At 72.3% G+C, this 16,511-nt stretch carries 13 protein-coding genes and 2 tRNA genes; 8 read left to right on the plus strand and 7 right to left on the minus strand.

All coding sequences use genetic code 11. From position 1 onward, the window contains the following. Positions 1–35: 35 nt before the first annotated feature. The 6 genes from AQJ30_RS22085 to AQJ30_RS22110 all read left to right on the plus strand — a co-directional run bounded on the left by AQJ30_RS22085 (position 36) and on the right by AQJ30_RS22110 (position 8,449). On the plus strand, positions 36–3,026 hold the full coding sequence (locus AQJ30_RS22085) for a UPF0182 family membrane protein (RefSeq protein WP_067236824.1): 2,991 nt from the start codon (positions 36–38) through the stop codon (positions 3,024–3,026). 62 nt (positions 3,027–3,088) lie between these two features. Beyond that, a tRNA-Met gene (locus AQJ30_RS22090) sits at positions 3,089–3,162 on the plus strand. Between the two features lie 208 nt (positions 3,163–3,370). Then, complete coding sequence (locus tag AQJ30_RS22095; RefSeq protein WP_079084191.1) at positions 3,371–5,353, plus strand: tetratricopeptide repeat protein; 1,983 nt, start codon at positions 3,371–3,373, stop codon at positions 5,351–5,353. A gap of 119 nt (positions 5,354–5,472) precedes the next feature. Beyond that, a tRNA-Met gene (locus AQJ30_RS22100) sits at positions 5,473–5,546 on the plus strand. A 310-nt stretch (positions 5,547–5,856) separates the two neighbouring features. Continuing rightward, the gene (locus tag AQJ30_RS22105; RefSeq protein ID WP_067236829.1) at positions 5,857–7,146 is read left to right on the plus strand and encodes a glycoside hydrolase family 16 protein; all 1,290 of its coding nucleotides are present in this window, start codon (positions 5,857–5,859) and stop codon (positions 7,144–7,146) included. A 103-nt stretch (positions 7,147–7,249) separates the two neighbouring features. Beyond that, positions 7,250–8,449, plus strand: a complete 1,200-nt coding sequence (locus AQJ30_RS22110; RefSeq protein ID WP_067236832.1) for a glycoside hydrolase family 64 protein — start codon at positions 7,250–7,252, stop codon at positions 8,447–8,449. Between the two features lie 91 nt (positions 8,450–8,540). Here the strand turns inward: AQJ30_RS22110 and AQJ30_RS22115 are convergent, their stop codons facing one another. After that, positions 8,541–8,957 carry a Fur family transcriptional regulator gene (locus AQJ30_RS22115; RefSeq protein ID WP_067236834.1) on the minus strand — a complete coding sequence of 139 codons (417 nt, stop codon included), beginning with the start codon at positions 8,955–8,957 and terminating at the stop codon, positions 8,541–8,543. A 131-nt stretch (positions 8,958–9,088) separates the two neighbouring features. Between AQJ30_RS22115 and AQJ30_RS22120 the strand changes: the two genes are divergently transcribed. After that, entirely contained in the window at positions 9,089–10,543 is a 1,455-nt protein-coding gene (locus AQJ30_RS22120) for a catalase (RefSeq protein ID WP_067236836.1), read from the plus strand. Between the two features lie 107 nt (positions 10,544–10,650). Here the strand turns inward: AQJ30_RS22120 and AQJ30_RS22125 are convergent, their stop codons facing one another. Further along, complete coding sequence (locus AQJ30_RS22125) at positions 10,651–11,043, minus strand: CBS domain-containing protein (RefSeq protein ID WP_067236838.1); 393 nt, start codon at positions 11,041–11,043, stop codon at positions 10,651–10,653. Between the two features lie 209 nt (positions 11,044–11,252). Then, positions 11,253–12,053: a histidinol-phosphatase gene (hisN, locus tag AQJ30_RS22130; protein WP_067236840.1), complete on the minus strand. Its 801-nt coding sequence runs from the start codon at positions 12,051–12,053 to the stop codon at positions 11,253–11,255. A gap of 172 nt (positions 12,054–12,225) precedes the next feature. Here hisN and AQJ30_RS22135 point away from each other — a divergent pair, with 172 nt between their 5' ends. Next, positions 12,226–12,828: a TetR/AcrR family transcriptional regulator gene (locus AQJ30_RS22135; RefSeq protein WP_067236842.1), complete on the plus strand. Its 603-nt coding sequence runs from the start codon at positions 12,226–12,228 to the stop codon at positions 12,826–12,828. 27 nt (positions 12,829–12,855) lie between these two features. On the opposite strand, the gene AQJ30_RS22140 is transcribed toward AQJ30_RS22135, so the two are convergent. The 4 genes from AQJ30_RS22140 to AQJ30_RS22155 all read right to left on the minus strand — a co-directional run bounded on the left by AQJ30_RS22140 (position 12,856) and on the right by AQJ30_RS22155 (position 16,509). Further along, positions 12,856–13,179, minus strand: coding sequence for a DMT family transporter (locus AQJ30_RS22140; protein WP_067236844.1), 324 nt, complete (start codon positions 13,177–13,179; stop codon positions 12,856–12,858). A gap of 84 nt (positions 13,180–13,263) precedes the next feature. Continuing rightward, complete coding sequence (rsgA, locus tag AQJ30_RS22145; protein WP_067236849.1) at positions 13,264–14,274, minus strand: ribosome small subunit-dependent GTPase A; 1,011 nt, start codon at positions 14,272–14,274, stop codon at positions 13,264–13,266. 17 nt (positions 14,275–14,291) lie between these two features. Then, positions 14,292–15,611, minus strand: coding sequence for a 3-phosphoshikimate 1-carboxyvinyltransferase (aroA, locus tag AQJ30_RS22150; RefSeq protein WP_067236852.1), 1,320 nt, complete (start codon positions 15,609–15,611; stop codon positions 14,292–14,294). A 157-nt stretch (positions 15,612–15,768) separates the two neighbouring features. After that, positions 15,769–16,509 carry a M50 family metallopeptidase gene (locus tag AQJ30_RS22155; protein WP_391880266.1) on the minus strand — a complete coding sequence of 247 codons (741 nt, stop codon included), beginning with the start codon at positions 16,507–16,509 and terminating at the stop codon, positions 15,769–15,771. Positions 16,510–16,511: the final 2 nt, after the last annotated feature.

Here is a 16,511-nt window from a genome sequence, read left to right on the forward strand (position 1 = left end):
TAGCGAACTTCGAGGTGCGCACCTTGGCTTTCCAGATGCCGGACCGCGGCGGAGGCCCGACAGGGCCGCGGATGAGAGTGGGCCGTCCGTCCCGGCGTGTCCGGACCCTGCTGATGACACTGGGCGTCCTCGCCGTGCTCGGCATGGCGTTCACCATGTTCGCCGGGTTCTGGACCGACTGGCTCTGGTACCGGTCGGTGAAGTACTCCTCGGTCTTCACCACCACCCTGTCGACCAAGATCGGGCTGTTCTTCGTCTTCGGCCTGCTGATGGCGCTCGCGGTCGGGTTCAACATCTGGCTGGCCCACCGGCTGCGGCCGCCGCTGAGCGCGATGTCGATGGAGCAGCAGAGCCTCGACCGCTACCGCATGGGCATCGCGCCCTACAAGAAGTGGCTGCTGCTGTCGATCACCGCCCTGGTCGGGCTGATCGCCGGCGCGTCGGCGTCGAGCCAGTGGCGCACCTGGCTGATGTGGGTCAACGGCGTGCCCTTCCACCAGAAGGACCCGCAGTTCCACCTCGACGTGTCCTTCTACGCCTTCGACCTGCCCTGGTACCGGTTCCTGCTCGGCTTCGGCTTCGCCGCCACGATCCTGTCGCTGATCGCCGCCGCGCTCACCCACTACCTGTACGGCGGGCTGCGCGTCACCAGCCCCGGGGCCCGCGCCACCGCGGCCGCCACCGGCCACCTGTCGGTGCTGCTGGGCGTCTTCGTCGCGCTGAAGGCGGTCGCCTACTGGCTCGACCGGTACGGCCTCGCGGTGAAGTCCAGCGACTTCAAGGCCACCGACAACTGGACGGGCCTGCGGTACGTCGACGCCAACGCCTACCTGCCGGCCAAGACCATCCTGTTCTGCATCGCCGTCATCTGCGCCCTGCTGTTCTTCGCCACCCTGTGGCGGCGCACCTGGCAGCTGCCCGTCATCGGCTTCGGCCTGATGGTCCTGTCGGCCATCCTCATCGGCGGGCTCTACCCGGCGATCGTGCAGAAGTTCCAGGTCCAGCCGAACGAGCAGGCCAAGGAAGCGCCGTACGTCCAGAAGAACCTCAAGGCGACCCGCGAGGCGTACGGCATCGACGACACCCAGGTCAGCGAGTACACGGGCACCAGCACCACCCAGGACAAGTCGACGCTGCGCGACGACGTCTCCAAGACCGCCAGCATCCGCGTCCTGGACCCGAACATCGTCTCGCCGACGTTCCAGCAGCTCCAGCAGATGCGGAAGTACTACGCCTTCCCGACCAACCTGGACGTCGACCGCTACAACCAGAACGGCACCGACCAGGACACGGTGATCGGCCTGCGCGAGCTGAACCTCGCGGGCGTGGACAAGCAGAACTGGATCAACAACCACTTCCGCTACACCCACGGCTACGGCGTGGTCGCCGCCAAGGGCACGACCGCCGACGCCGAGGGGCGCCCGCTGTTCACCGAGTCCGACCTGCCGTCCAAGGGCGACCTGGGCTCGTACCAGCAGCGCGTCTACTACGGCGAGAAGACGACCACGTACTCGATCGTCGGCGGTCCCCAGAAGGAGATCGACTACTCCGACGACAACGGTGAGAAGACCACCAGCTACCAGGGCAAGAGCGGCGTCAACCTCTCCAACCCGCTCAACCGGGCGGCCTACGCGGTCGCGTTCGGCGAGCCGCAGATCCTGTACTCCGGCGCCATCGGCGACGGGTCGCGGATCCTGTACAACCGCACGCCGAAGGACCGCGTCGAGGCGGTCGCCCCGTGGCTGACCATCGACGGCGACGCCTACCCGGCGGTCGTGGACGGCAGGATCCAGTGGATCGTCGACGCCTACACGACCACCAACGGCTACCCGTACGCGTCCCGCACGACCCTCGGCGACACCACCGCCGACTCGCTGACCGCCGCCAACGACAACCGCGCGGTGGTGGCCCAGCAGAACCAAGTCAATTACATCCGCAACTCGGTGAAGGCGACCGTCGACGCGTACAGCGGTGAGGTCAAGCTCTACCAGTGGGACACCCAGGACCCCGTCCTGAAGACGTGGATGAAGGCCTTCCCGCACACGGTGGAGTCGAAGTCCGACATCTCCCCGTCGCTGATGGCCCACCTGCGGTACCCGCAGGACCTGTTCAAGGTGCAGCGCGAGCTGCTCTCCCGCTACCACGTGAAGGACGCGCAGACGTTCCTCAGCGGCAGCGAGGTGTGGCAGGTGCCGGACGACCCGACCAACAAGTCGGGCGACGCGGTGCCGCCGTACTACCTGAGCATGAAGATGCCCGACCAGCAGGCCCAGGCGTTCTCGCTGACGACGACGTTCACGCCCAACGGCCGGGACAACCTCAGCGCGTTCATGGCCGTCGACTCCGAGGCGGGCACCCAGGACTACGGGAAGATCCGGATCCTGAAGCTGCCGACGAGCACGACGGTCGACGGACCGAAACAGGTGCAGAGCCAGTTCAACTCCGAGCAGAACATCGCCGAGTCGATCCGGCTCCTGCGGGGCGGCGACTCGGAGGTGGAGTACGGCAACCTGCTGACGGTGCCGCTCGACGGCGGACTGCTCTACGTGGAGCCGGTCTACGTGCGCGGTGGCGGACTCAAGTACCCGCTGCTGCGCAAGATCCTGGTGACCTACGGCGGCAACACGGCCTTCGAGGACACGCTGGACCAGGCGCTCGACAAGGTCTTCGGGGCCGAGAGCACCACGCCCCGGCCACCGGACTCCGGCACCAAGCCGCCGCCGTCGACGGGCAACGCAACCGTCCAACAGGCGCTCCAGGACGCCCAGAAGGCCTTCGACGCGGGTCAGGACGCGCTGAAGAAGGGTGACTGGGAGGCGTACGGCAAGGCGCAGAAGGACCTCCAGGACGCACTCCAGCGGGCCGAGGACGCGCAGGCCGCCGGCAAGGGCAGCGGCGGCGCCGGGAGTTCGGGCGGCTCGGGCGACAAGGCGAGCAGCAGCCCGAGCAGCACACCGAGCAGCAGGCCGAGCAGCACACCGACCGGCAGTGCCGGTCCGACGGCCGGGGCCGGTGCCGATGGCTGAGACCGGCGGCTGAGCTGCCGGGCGGGCTCCCCTCCGTGCCGTGATACGGTGATGGAACACGGCGCGGGGTGGAGCAGCTCGGTAGCTCGCTGGGCTCATAACCCAGAGGTCGCAGGTTCAAATCCTGTCCCCGCTACTGCATGACGAAGGCCCGGATCCTCACAGGGATCCGGGCCTTCGCCGTGTGCGAACGCATGTGCCGAGGGGGCGTACGGCCGCGCCGCCACGGTGAGTTGGGGTGACCTGTGTTTGACTTGTCTCTCTGTGGGCATGTCGACAAAACGCTGAAGTGACCTCACTGGCTGCGGTATACCAGGTGTACCCGGGTTGCAGGTGGTGCGACGATGGACGTTATGGGGGACAAGGCAACTCTGTTCGAGACAGGGCGATTTGTGCAGCCCTCCGGTGAGGAGGCGGAAGCGGTCCCGGACGTCGACGAGACGGGGGAAGCCGCTGAGGAGGTGCGCCTCCGGCTCGCCGCCGACGCGGGCGACGTCGAGGCGGCCAGCGTCCTCGGCGCCCTGCTGCTGCGCCGCGCCGACCTCGACGGGGCCGAGCCCCACCTGCGTGCCGCCACCGCGGCGGGTGACCGCGCCGCCGCCAACAACCTGGGTGTCCTGCTCCACCAGCGCGGCTACGCCGACGAGGCCGCCGGGTGGTGGCGGATCGCCGCCGTCGCCGGTTCCGCGGCGGCCGCGCACGCGCTCGGGCGGCACCACCGCGAGCGCGGCGACGAGCCGGCCGCCGAGTACTGGCTGCGGCAGTCCGCCGAGCAGGGACACGTGCTCGGCGCGTACGCGCTCGCCGACCTGCTGGAGCACCGCGGCGACCGCGGCGCCGAGCAGTGGATGCGGGTCGCGGCCGAGCGCGGGCACCGCGAGGCCGCCTACCGGCTCGCCCGCGCCCTGGACCGCCGGGCGGCCGAGCGCGGCGCGCTCGAACGGGGCGCGGTCGAGGACGCCGCGCCGGGCCGCGCGGGCCGGACCCCCGGGACGCCCGGCGCCGGGCCCGGTGCCACGGGCGCCGCCGACAGGACCACGGCCGCCCGGCGCACCGACGCCGGAGGCGACGCCGTGCGCGGCGCCGGGCCGCGGTCCGCGACGGGCCTCGGTGTCCCGCCGGCCGAGGAGGCCGAGCAGTGGTACCGGCAGGCCGCCGCGCGCGGCCACCGCCGGGCCGCCCTGCACCTCGGGGCGATCCTGGAGCGCCGGGGCGAGCTGAAGGAGGCCGGGCGCTGGTACCTGACCTCCGCCAAGGACGGCGAGGCGCGGGCCGCCTGCGCACTCGGGTTCCTGCTGCGCGACGCCGGCGACACCGAGAACGCCGCCGTCTGGTGGCTGCGCGCCGCCCAGGACGGTGACGGCAACGCGGCCAACGCGCTGGGCGCGCTGCACGCCGAGCGCGGGCAGCCGCAGACCGCCGAGCGCTGGTACCGGGCCGCCCTGGACGCCGGCGACGTCAACGGCGCGTACAACCTCGGGCTGCTCTGCGCCGAGCAGGGGCGGACCACGCAGGCCGAGCAGTGGTACCGGCACGCCGCCTACGCCGGGCACCGGGAGGCGGCGAACGCGCTCGCGATCCTGCTGCTCCAGGGCGGTGACACCACCGGGGCCGAGCCGTGGTTCTCCAAGGCCGCCGAGGCCGGGAGCGTGGACGCCGCGTTCAACCTGGGGATCCTGTACGCCGGGCGGGGCGAGGACGCGGCGGCGCTGCGCTGGTACGAGCGGGCCGCCGCCGCCGGGCACACCGAGGCGGCCCTCCAGGTCGGGATCGCGCGCCTGCGGGACGGGGACGAGCAGGACGCCGAGCTGCACCTGCGGTGCGCCGCGGGCGGGGGCAGCGCCGAGGCCGCGTACCGGCTCGCCACCGTGCTCGACGCGCGGCGGCCCCGGCCGTCGGCGCACGAGCTCGGCGAGGTGGTGCACGAGAAGACCGAGTGCGAGGAGTGGTACGAGCGCGCCGCGTCGCAGGGGCACCGCCGGGCCCAGGTGCGCGTCGGCATGCTGGCCGCCGCCCGCGGTGACGTCGTCGAGGCGGCACGGTGGTACCGGCTGGCCGCCGAGGCGGGGTCGCGCAACGGCGCGTTCAACCTGGGGCTGCTGCTCGTGCGGGAGGGCAGCGAGCCCGAGGCGGTGGTCTGGTGGACCCGGGCGGCACAGGAGGGGCACGGGCGGGCGGCGCTGCGGCTGGCCCTGGTCTACGCGCGTCGGGGCGAGCTGGACGAGGGGCAGCGGTGGGCGGACCGGGCGGTGACGCTGGGGCCGGCCGAGGTGGCCGAGCGGGCGGCGCGGCTGCGGGACGCCCTGCGCCAGGAGCTGACGGCGTGAGCCAGGCACGAGGCAGGCGCGGGACAGGCGTGAGACAGGCGGGGACAGAGGGAAGCGGAGGCGCCTCGGACACTGATTTGCCTCCGTCCTCCTCCTTGACGTAACGTTGCATTCACCGACGCGGGGTGGAGCAGCTCGGTAGCTCGCTGGGCTCATAACCCAGAGGTCGCAGGTTCAAATCCTGTCCCCGCTACTGATCGACGAGGGCCGGAATCCGAAAGGGTTCCGGCCCTCGTCGTATGCCTGGCTCCGCCCTCCCGCTCGCTGCGGCTCTCCTTAAGAGTGGTTTAAACGCGGATTAAGCCTGCTTCGGCTTGTCTCTGCTACCCGAGGTAACTGCAGGTCAGAGGGTCATACGAGGATTCGCGTTCCGGTTGGCAGGGGCAACCTTCCTGCGTATCGTCTGGCTTCGCCGACGGCGCCGCCCGCGCAGTGTGAGAGCGCTCTCAGAACGCGCGCGTCGGCCAGGAAGACCCTCCCCGACGACAAGGTGTGTTCACCCCATGGCCGCTCATCGCGCACGCAGATGGTCGTTCGGAGGGCTGGCGCTGCTGACGCTCGCCGCTCTCGCCGCCGCCCTCCTCTTCAACACCTCGGACTCGGCGACGAACCGCGCGAGCGCCGCCCCCGCCACCACGACCTGGTCCGACGACTTCGACGGCGGCGCGGGCAGCGCGCCCAGCGCCGCGAAGTGGACCCTGGAGACGGGCGGCGGCGGCAACGGCAACCACGAGCTGCAGTACTACACGAACAGCACCGGCAACGCCGCCCTCGACGGCAACGGCCACCTGGTCATCACCGCCCGCAAGAACACGGACGCCGGCCTGAAGTGCTGGTACGGCACGTGCCAGTACACCTCGGCACGGTTGAACACGGCGAGGACCTTCACCCAGAAGTACGGCCACTTCGAATCCCGGATCAAGGTCCCGCGGGGCCAGGGCGTGTGGCCGGCGTTCTGGATGCTCGGCGACGACCTCGGCAGCGCGGGATGGCCCACCAGCGGCGAGATCGACATCATGGAGAACGTCGGCAAGGAGCCCGGCACCGTCCACGGCACGATCCACGGCCCCGGCTACTCCGGCGCGGGCGGCATCGGTGCCGGGTACACCCTCCCGAACGGCGCCTCGTTCGCCGACGACTTCCACGTCTTCGCCGTCGACTGGAGCCCCTCGGCGATCACCTGGTCCGTGGACGGCAAGGCCTACGAGACCCGCACCCCCGCCGACGTGGGCGGCAACAAGTGGGTCTACGACCACCCGTTCTTCCTCATCCTGAACTTCGCGGTCGGCGGTGACTGGCCCGGCAGCCCGGACTCCGGCACCTCCTTCCCGCAGACGATGACCGTCGACTACGTCCACGTCACCACCTCCGACTCCGGCACCGGCGCGGGCTCCGGCTCCGGCACCGCCACCCGGGCCGGCGCCCTCAAGGGGATCGGCGACATGTGCGTGGACGTGGCCGGCGCCGGCACGGCCGACGGCACGCCCGTCCAGCTGCACCCCTGCACCGGCAACGACGCCCAGCGCTGGACCCTCGGCGGCGACGGCACCGTACGCGCCCTGGGCAAGTGCCTGGACGTGCAGGGCGGTTCGCACGACGACGGCGCGGTCGTCCAGCTCTACACCTGCAACGGCACCCCGGCCCAGCAGTGGACGTACACCGCGGCCCGCGACCTGACCAACGTCGGCGCCGGGAAGTGCCTGGACGCCAAGGGCAACTCCGCCGCCGACGGCACCCGCCTGCAGACCTGGACCTGCTCCGGCAACGCCAACCAGAAGTGGTCCCTCGTCTGACCCCACCGCCCCACCCCACCCCCACCCCTCACCCCCACCCCTCACCCCCCAGAACCCTCCTCCGCGGCACCCGCACCGCCGCACTCCCCAAGGAGCACCCCTCATGGCACCTCGTCACCAGCGCAGCCTGACCCGCCGCAAGATGCTGTTCGCCCTCGGGGGCGCCGCCGTGGGCGTCCCGGCGATCGCCGCCATCGCCCCGCACGCCCTCGCGGGCCAGAGCGGCGGGTCCACGACCGCGGCGGGCGGCGCGCTCCCCGTCACCGTGGTCAACAACAGCGGGTCGTTCGCCAACGGTTCGGTGCACCTGTACGTGGTCGGCAACGCCGACGGCAAGCAGGTGCGGCTCACCCCGGACGGCACCCTCGCCCCGATCGCGCTCGCGGACAACGGTGCCGACGGCTTCACCGACTACGCGATACCGCTCGCCGGCAGCGGCGCGACCACGCTGTCCCTGCCCCACATGTCGGGCCGCATCTACGTCTCGCTGGGCGCGAAGCTGAAGTTCAGGGCGGTGACCGACGGCAACGGCAACGCCGCCCTGCAGTACCCGGCCGGCTGGGTCGCCTCGGACCCCAACTACGGGATCCTGCACGACTGTGCGGAGTTCACCCACAACGCGGACGGGATGTTCTGCAACACCACGATGGTGGACATGTTCAGCGTCCCGATGAGCATCCGGCTCACCGGGGAGAAGGACCAGACGACCGGCGCCGTGCGCGACGGCGGCCGCGCCGCGGCCTTCGCCGCGCTGCGGCAGGTGGAGGAGTTCGCCCCGCTGGTCGTGGACGACACCCGGATCATCGCCCCGGGCCACGGCCTGGACGCGGGCCTGTTCGCCAAGGACTACTTCGCCCCGTACATCGACGAGGTGTGGAGCACGTACACCGGCAAGGACCTCACGGTCACCACGAACGCGGGGACGTTCACCGGCCGCGTGCGCGGCGAGCGCCTGACGTTCGACGGCCCGGCGGCCGTGTCGTTCGCGCGGCCGTCCACCCGTGACGTCCTCTTCTGCGACGGCAACCTCGCCGCCCCCAACGACGGGAAGACCGGCCCGGTGGCCGCCGTCCTGGGAGCGGCGTTCAACCGTTCCACCCTGATCAGCCATCCCGCGCAGCCGACCACCGACCCGGCGGCCTTCTACCGGGGCGCGCTCACCAACCACTACGCGCGGGCCGTCCACGCGGCCACCGTGGACGGCAAGGCCTACGGCTTCGCCTTCGACGACGTGGCCGACTTCGCCTCCTACGTCCAGGACACCAGGCCCACGGGCTTCACCCTCACCCTGACGGCGTTCTGAGGCGCGGGACACGACACCCACGCACAAGGGCACCGCACTCCCCGGTCAGGGGGAGTGCGGTGCCCTCGCGTGTGTCTACGGCCCTCCGGACCTACGCGGCCGCGCAGTTGGGGCAGACGCCGCGGTAGGTGACCTCGACGTCCGACACCGTGAAACCGAAGCGCTCGGAGTCGGGAAGGTCGGCCAGCGGGTTGCCCGACGGGTGCACGTCCCGGATCGCGCCGCACCGCGCGCACACCAGGTGGTGGTGGGGGCGGTGGGCGTTCGGGTCGTACCGCTTGGCGCGCTGGTCGGTGCTGACCTCGAGCACCTCGCCGAGGGTGACCAGCTCGCCGAGCGTGTTGTACACGGTCGCCCGGGAGATCTCCGGCAGCTTGGCGACGGCCCGTGCATGGACCTCGTCGGCCGTGAGGTGGACGTGCTCGCCGTCCAGGACCTCGGCCACGACACGCCTCTGCGCGGTCATCCGCCATCCGCGTCCGCGCAGCCGTTCCAGTAGGTCGCTCATACCGGCCAGCGTAACAGCAACTGGACCAGGTTCCGAATAGGTGTGACTTTGGACGTTCATTTGACTTGGACTGAGTCCAATGTAGGATCGAGGCTGGCTTTGGCCGAAGAACAGGAACGCAGGAGGCGTACGTGACGCAGGGACCGCTCACCACGGAGGCCGGTGCACCGGTGGCCGACAACCAGAACAGCGAGACCGCGGGCGTCGGCGGCCCGGTCCTCCTGCAGGACCAGCTCCTGCTGGAGAAGCTGGCCCACTTCAACCGGGAGCGCATTCCGGAGCGCGTGGTGCACGCCCGCGGTGCCGGCGCCTACGGCACCTTCACGGTGACTGCCGACGTCACGCCGTACACGCGCGCCGCCTTCCTCTCCGCGGTGGGCAAGGAGACCGAGGTCTTCCTGCGCTTCTCGACCGTGGCCGGCAACCTCGGCGCCGCGGACGCCGTGCGCGACCCGCGGGGCTTCGCGCTGAAGTTCTACACCGAGGAGGGCAACTACGACCTCGTCGGCAACAACACCCCGGTGTTCTTCATCCGGGACGCGATCAAGTTCCCGGATTTCATCCACACCCAGAAGCGCGACCCGTACACGGGCTCGACCGAGCCGGACAACGTGTGGGACTTCTGGTCCCTGTCGCCGGAGTCCACGCACCAGGTGACCTGGCTGTTCGGCGACCGCGGCATCCCGGCCTCGTACCGGCACATGGACGGCTTCGGCTCGCACACCTACCAGTGGAACAACGCCGACGGCGAGGTCTTCTGGGTCAAGTACCACTTCAAGACCGACCAGGGGATCAAGAACCTCACCGCCGAGGAGGCCGACGTCCTCGCGGGCAAGGATCCCGACTCCCACCAGCGCGACCTGCGCGAGGCGATCGAGCGCGGCGAGTTCCCGAGCTGGACCGTGGGCGTGCAGATCATGCCGGCGGCGGACGCGGCGACGTACCGCTTCAACCCGTTCGACCTGACCAAGGTGTGGCCGCACGCGGACTACCCGGTCGTCGAGATCGGCAGGCTGGAGCTCAACCGCAATCCGCGCAACGTCTTCGCCGAGGTCGAGCAGAGCATCTTCTCGCCGGCCCACTTCGTGCCGGGCATCGGCCCCTCGCCCGACAAGATGCTCCAGGGCCGCCTGTTCGCCTACGGCGACGCGCACCGCTACCGCGTCGGCATCAACGCCGACCACCTGCCGGTGAACCGCCCGCAGGCCACCGAGGCGCGCACCCACTCCCGCGACGGCCTGCTCTACGACGGCCGGCACGGCGGCGAGAAGAACTACGAGCCGAACAGCTTCGGCGGGCCGTACCAGACGGGCCGTGCGCTGTGGCAGCCGTTCGACGCCGTCGCCGGCGGCACCGGCACCCACCCGACGCCCCGCCACGCCGAGGACGACGACTTCGTGCAGGCCGGCAACCTCTACCGGCTGATGCGCGAGGACGAGAAGGAGCGCCTGGTCGCCAACCTCTCGGGCGCGCTCGCGGACGTCTCGCGCGACGACATCGTCGAGCGGGCGGTGGAGAACTTCCGCCGGGCGGACGACGACTTCGGCAAGCGGCTGGAGGCCGCGGTCCAGGCCCTGCGCGGCTGATCACCAGCACTGGACCGCTTGCCGGGGACGGGCCGGACCCCTTCGTCGAGGGGGGTCCGGCCCGCTCGTGCGTCCGGACCCCGCCGGGTCGGCGGCCGGGCCGCGGATCAGACCGGCACCTGCTGCCGGTCGGGGGCCCAGCAGCGGATGATGTCGCGGACCGAGACGACGCCCGTGACGTCACCGCGGTCGAGGACGACCAGGTGGCGGAAGCCGCCGTGCGTCATGGAACGGGCCGCCTCCTCCAGGGTCCAGCCCGGGGCGGCGAACACCACGTCGGTGGTCGTGTGGTCCTGGGTGCGCTCGGTGTCGGGGTCCTGGCCGAGGCCGACCGAGTTGAGGATGTCGCGCTCGGTGAGGATGCCGATCCCCCCGGCGTCGGGATCGTGCACGACGGCCGCGCCGACCCGGCGGGCGGACATCAGCGCCGCTGCCTGCCGCAGGGTGTGGTGGGGGCCGATGGTGAGGACCACGGTGCTCATGGCGTCACGGACGAGCATGTCGAGCCACCTCCTGGTGTGTCCCGCCTGGATGTGCCCGCCCCTCCTTGTCCCGTGTCCGGCGCTTGTTCCGCGTTTCACAAGTGCACAAGTGGGGGGATCCTCAGAGTGGCAGGCAAAGCGGGGGTCAACAAGAGGGCGCGTGCGGCCAGTTGAGGGCGCACGCGCTCATGTGTGCCCGGGGCGCGTGCGCCGGACGGCGCGTCAGCTCACCGGCGGGGTCCCAGGTGGTCCAGCAGTGCGTCGTGCAACAGGCCGTTCGAGGCGGCCGCGTTGCCGCTGTGCGGGCCGGGACGGCCGTCCAGGCCGGTGAAGGTGCCGCCCGCCTCCGTCACGACGATCGCGGTGGCGGCCATGTCCCACAGCGACAGCTCGGGCTCGGCACACAGGTCGACCGCCCCCTCGGCGACCATCATGTACGGCCAGAAGTCCCCGTACGCGCGCGTGCGCCAGACCCGGCGGGTCAGGTCGAGGAAGCCCTCCAGGCGGCCCTGCTCCTCCCAGCCGGACAGGGAGGAGTAGGCGAAGGAGGCGTCCGCGAGGTCCGCGACCCGCGAGACGTGCAGCCGGGTGGCGGAGGACAGGCTGCGGCCGGAGTAGGCGCCGTGGCCCTTCGCTGCCCACCAGCGGCGGCCGAGCGCGGGCGCGGAGACGACCCCGACGACCGGCTGGTAGCCGCCCTCGCCCGCCTCCGTGAGGGCGATCAGCGTCGCCCAGACCGGGACGCCCCGGACGTAGTTCTTGGTGCCGTCGATCGGGTCGACCACCCAGCGGCGCGGGCCGGTGCCCTCCACGCCGTACTCCTCGCCGAGGATCGCGTCACGGGGGCGGGCGCGCTGGAGCTGTCCGCGGATGAGCTCCTCCGCCGCCTTGTCCGCCTCGCTCACCGGGGTCATGTCCGGCTTGGTCTCCACCTTGAGGTCGAGGGCCTTGAAGCGGGCCGTGGTGGCGGCGTCGGCGGCGTCCGCGAGGACGTGGGCCAGCCGCAGGTCGTCGAGGTAGTCCGGCATGTGACGAACGGTATCCGCAGCGGCGGGCGCGGGGCCACAGGGGGCCGGGCGCCCGGCGGTCACCCGCCCGCAACCGCCGGTCGGGATGCCGTGGTCCGCCCCCGCCGCGACCCCTTGACAGTGCAGACAAGCCCGTCAAATCTGGGCGCAGTGCCGTCGCAGGGAGGCGAGGATGCCGGGTGCGCGGGAATCACTGCTGGACGCCGCCTTCGCGGCCCTGGCGCGGCGGCCGTGGTCCACGGTGCGCATGGTCGACGTCGCCGCCGCGGCCGGGGTGTCCCGGCAGACGCTGTACAACGAGTTCGGCAGCAAGGACGGCCTCGCCCGCGCCCTGGTGCGCCGGGAGGCCGACGGCTACCTCGCCGGGGTGGAGCGGGCCCTCGCCGTGCACGGCGACGCCCGGGAGCGGCTGACCGCCGCCGCGGAGTGGACCGTGACCGCCGCCCACGACAACGCGCTGGTCCGCGCCCTGCTCACCGGCTGCTGGAGCGAGCGCCTGCCGACGCCCGCGCTGCGGCCCGTCGCGGCCTCCGCCGCCGTACCGGCGCAGCGGCGGGCGGACGGACCGCTGCCCTCGCCCGGCGACTTCGTGGCCCTGGTGCGCGACCGCGCCGTGGCGGTGCTGGCCGGGCCCGTCGCGGGGCCGGACACCGCCGAGCTGGCCCGCTCCTGCGAACTGGTCGTCCGCATCGCCCTGTCCTGCGTGGCCGCGCCCCCGGGCGAGGGCGGCCTCGCGGACCTGGTGCGCGGCGCGCTGCACCGCCCGGCGGCCTGAGCGCGCCGCCGCCGGCCCAGGGGGTGTCTAGTGCGTCGAGCCGGACAGCTGGAGTCCGATCACCCCGAGGATGACCAGGCTGATCGAGACGATCTTCAGGGTCGACACCAGGTCACCGAGGAAGACCATGCCGTAGATCGCCGTGCCGGCCGCGCCGATGCCGGTCCACACCGCGTACGCCGGGCCCACGTCCAGCTTGCGCAGGGACAGGGTCAGCAGGCCGAAGCTGCCGAGGGCGAACACGCAGAAGGCGATCGTCGGCCAGAGCCGGGTGAACCCGTGGGAGAGCTTCAGACACACGGCGAACCCGGTCTCGAGCAGTCCGGCCACCATGACCAGCAGCCACGCCATGTGCTGTCCTCCCGTAGGTACCGGATCACCGCTCGGTGCGATTATGCACTTACCGGGGTCCGGCCCCACCAAACAACGCGGGGCTCAGTCTCCTTCCTTGCGCTCCCGCGTCGACAGCAGCCGGCGCAGCGAGTACAGCCGCGCCGGGTCGGCGTGCCCCTCGGCCACCCACGCGTCCAGCGCGCAGTCCGGCTCGTCGTGGCTGCACGCGCGCGGGCAGCCCTCGGTGCCCGGTTCGAGGTCGGGGAAGGCGTGGATCACCCGGGACGGGTCGACGTGCGCGAGACCGAAGGACCGCACGCCCGGGGTGTCGATCACCCAGCCCTCCGCGCCGTCCAGCGGGAGGGCCAGCGCGGAGGTGGTGGTGTGCCGGCCGCGGCCGGTCACCGCGTTGACGTGGCCGGTCAGGCGCCGCCGCTCCTCGGGCACCAGCGCGTTCACCAGCGTCGTCTTGCCGACGCCGGAGTGGCCGACGAACGCCGTGACGCGGCCCGCCAGTTGCTCGCGCACCCGGTCTGCCGCGGTGCCGTCCTCCAGCTCCTGGCGGCTGGTCACCACGTACGGGATGTCCAGGTCGCCGTACAGCTCCAGCATCTTGTCCGGCGGGGCGAGGTCCGACTTGGTCAGCACCAGCAGCGGTTCGAGGCCGCCGTCGAACGCCGCGACCAGACAGCGGTCGATCAGGCGCGGGCGGGGCTCCGGGTCGGCGAGGGCCGTGACCACGGCGAGCTGGTCGGCGTTGGCCACCACCACCCGCTCGTAGGGGTCGTCGTCGTCGGCGGTGCGCCGCAGCACCGAGGTCCGCTCCTCGATGCGGACGATCCGGGCCAGCGTGTCCTTGGCGCCGGACAGGTCGCCGACCAGCGCGACCCGGTCGCCGACCACGGCCGCCTTGCGGCCCAGTTCCCTGGCCTTCATCGCCAGCACCGGCCGGCCGTCGACCAGGCACGTCAGCCGGCCCCGGTCGACGGTCAGGACCATGCCCTCGGCGGCGTCCTCGTGCTTGGGCCGGATGTTGGTCCGCGGCCGGTTGCCCTTGCGGTTGGGGCGGCTGCGGATGTCGTCCTCGTCGGTGTGCTTGCCGTAGCGGCGCATGACTGTTCCCCGCGTCCCTACGCCGCCCCGAGCATCGCGGTCCACAGGTCCGGGAAGTCCGGCAGGGTCTTCGCGGTGGTCGCCACGTTCTCGATGCGCACGCCCTCGACCGCGAGGCCGATGATCGCACCGGCGGTCGCCATGCGGTGGTCCTCGTAGGTGTGGAAGACACCGCCGTGCAGCGGGCGGGGGCGGATGTGCAGGCCGTCGGCGGTCTCGGTGACGTCGCCGCCGAGCTCGTTGATCTCCTTGGTGAGCGCGGCCAGCCGGTCCGTCTCGTGCAGCCGCAGGTGCGCCACGCCCCGCAGGGTGGAGGGGGAGTCGGCGAGGGCCGCCACCGCCGCGATGCCCGGGGTCAGCTCGCCGACGTCGCCGAGGTCCACGTCGATGCCGTGGACGGAGCCGGAGCCGGTGAACTCCAGGCCGTAGTCGGTCAGCCGGCAGGAACCGCCCATCTCGGTGAAGATCTCCCGCAGCCGGTCACCCGGCTGGGTGGTGCGGGCCGGCCAGTCCGGGACCACCACGCGACCCCCGGTGACCAGCGCCGCGGCCAGAAACGGCTGGGCGTTGGACAGGTCCGGCTCGACCGTCAGGTCACGGCCCAGCAGCGCGCCGGGCGTGACCCGCCAGACGCCGGGCTCGCCGCCCGACTCCGGGGTGTCCACCTGGGCGCCGACCGCGCGCAGCATGTCCACCGTCATCCGGATGTGCGGCAGCGAGGGCAGGGTGGAGCCGGTGTGGCGGACCTCCACCCCCTGGTTGAAGCGCGGCCCCGACAGCAGCAGCGCCGAGACGAACTGGGACGACGACGAGGCGTCGACCTCCACCGGACCCCCGTCCAGCGCGCCCACGCCGTGCACGGTCAGGGGCAGCGCGCCGCGGCCGTCGTCGTCGATCCGCGCGCCGAGCGCCCGCAGCGCGTCGATCACCCCGTGCAGGGGGCGCTCGTACGACCGCGGGTCGCCGTCGAAGTGCACGGGCCCGTCGGCCAGGGTGGCGACCGGGGGCAGGAAGCGCATCACGGTGCCGGCGTTGCCGACGTCCACGGTGGCCGGGCCGCGCAGGCCTGTCGGCAGCACCCGCCACGCCTCGCCGGTGCCGTCGGGCCCCACGCCCTCCTCGATCTCGATGCCCATCGCGCGCAGCGCGTCCGCCATCAGCAGGGTGTCTCGCGAGCGCAGCGGGCGGCGCAGCCAGCCCGGCTCGGAGGCGAGGGCGGCGAGGACGAGGGCGCGGTTGGTGACCGACTTGGACCCGGGCACGTGGACCGTCGCGTCGACGGCTCCGCTCGCGTGCGGCGCGGGCCAGAGGGCGGTGGGTGCGGGGGTTGGGGCCATGGGGCCCACTCTATAAGGAGGGCCGTCCCCCGGACCGTCCGTCGTCCGCCGGGTTCCGCGCCGTCCTGGCTGGTGAAACGGTTCGCCGCAGGTCGGCCGTGCCACTCCGGCGGGTGGCTCGCGCGGGGCCGGCGGTGACGGGGAACGGGACGGCCCGTCACAGCCCCAGCAGCCACCGGCCGCCCCCCGTCAGGGAGCACAGCGACACCGCGTGGAAGAGGAACAGCCACAGCCCCGCCGGCACGTGCGTCAACCGGGACAGCTGGTCGGCGTCCGAGTCGCCCGCGCCCGCGTGCCGGCGCTTGGCCTGGAGCTCGAAGGCCGGGCGCACGCCCCCCAGCAGCAGGAACCACACCACCGCGTAGGCGAATGCCGCCTGCACCTGGGGCCCGGCCAGCCAGGACACCAGCAGGAACGTGCCGCCGGTGAGCAGCACCGTCAGCGCGCCGTAGGCGTTGCGGATCATCACCAGCATCACCAGCAGCAGGGCCGTCGCCACCCACAGCAGCAGCGTGATGCGCCCGGCGCCCAGCAGCGCGGCACCGCCGAGGCCCAGCAGCGGGGGAGCGGTGTAACCGGCCGCCGCCGTGAGGATCATGCCGAGGCCGTACGGCTTGCCGCGGCTCAGGGTGAGGCCGCTGGTGTCGGAGTGCAGCCGTATGCCGGTCAGGGTGCGGCCGGTCAGCAGCGCGACCAGGCCGTGGCCCCCCTCGTGGGCGATGGTGATCGCGTTGCGCGACAGGCGCCACAGCGGGTGGGGCACCACGACGGCCAGCGCGGCGGCCAGGGTGGCGCACACCACCCACAGATCGGGGTCGGACTGGGTCCCGGTGAGCCGGCCCCAGAGGTCGGGCAGCGCGAGGGCGGCGAGGCTGTGCGGGCTGTCCATGCTGTCCATGC

It is taken from the genome of Streptomyces longwoodensis, from assembly GCF_001514125.1.
GTDB lineage: Bacteria > Actinomycetota > Actinomycetes > Streptomycetales > Streptomycetaceae > Streptomyces > Streptomyces longwoodensis.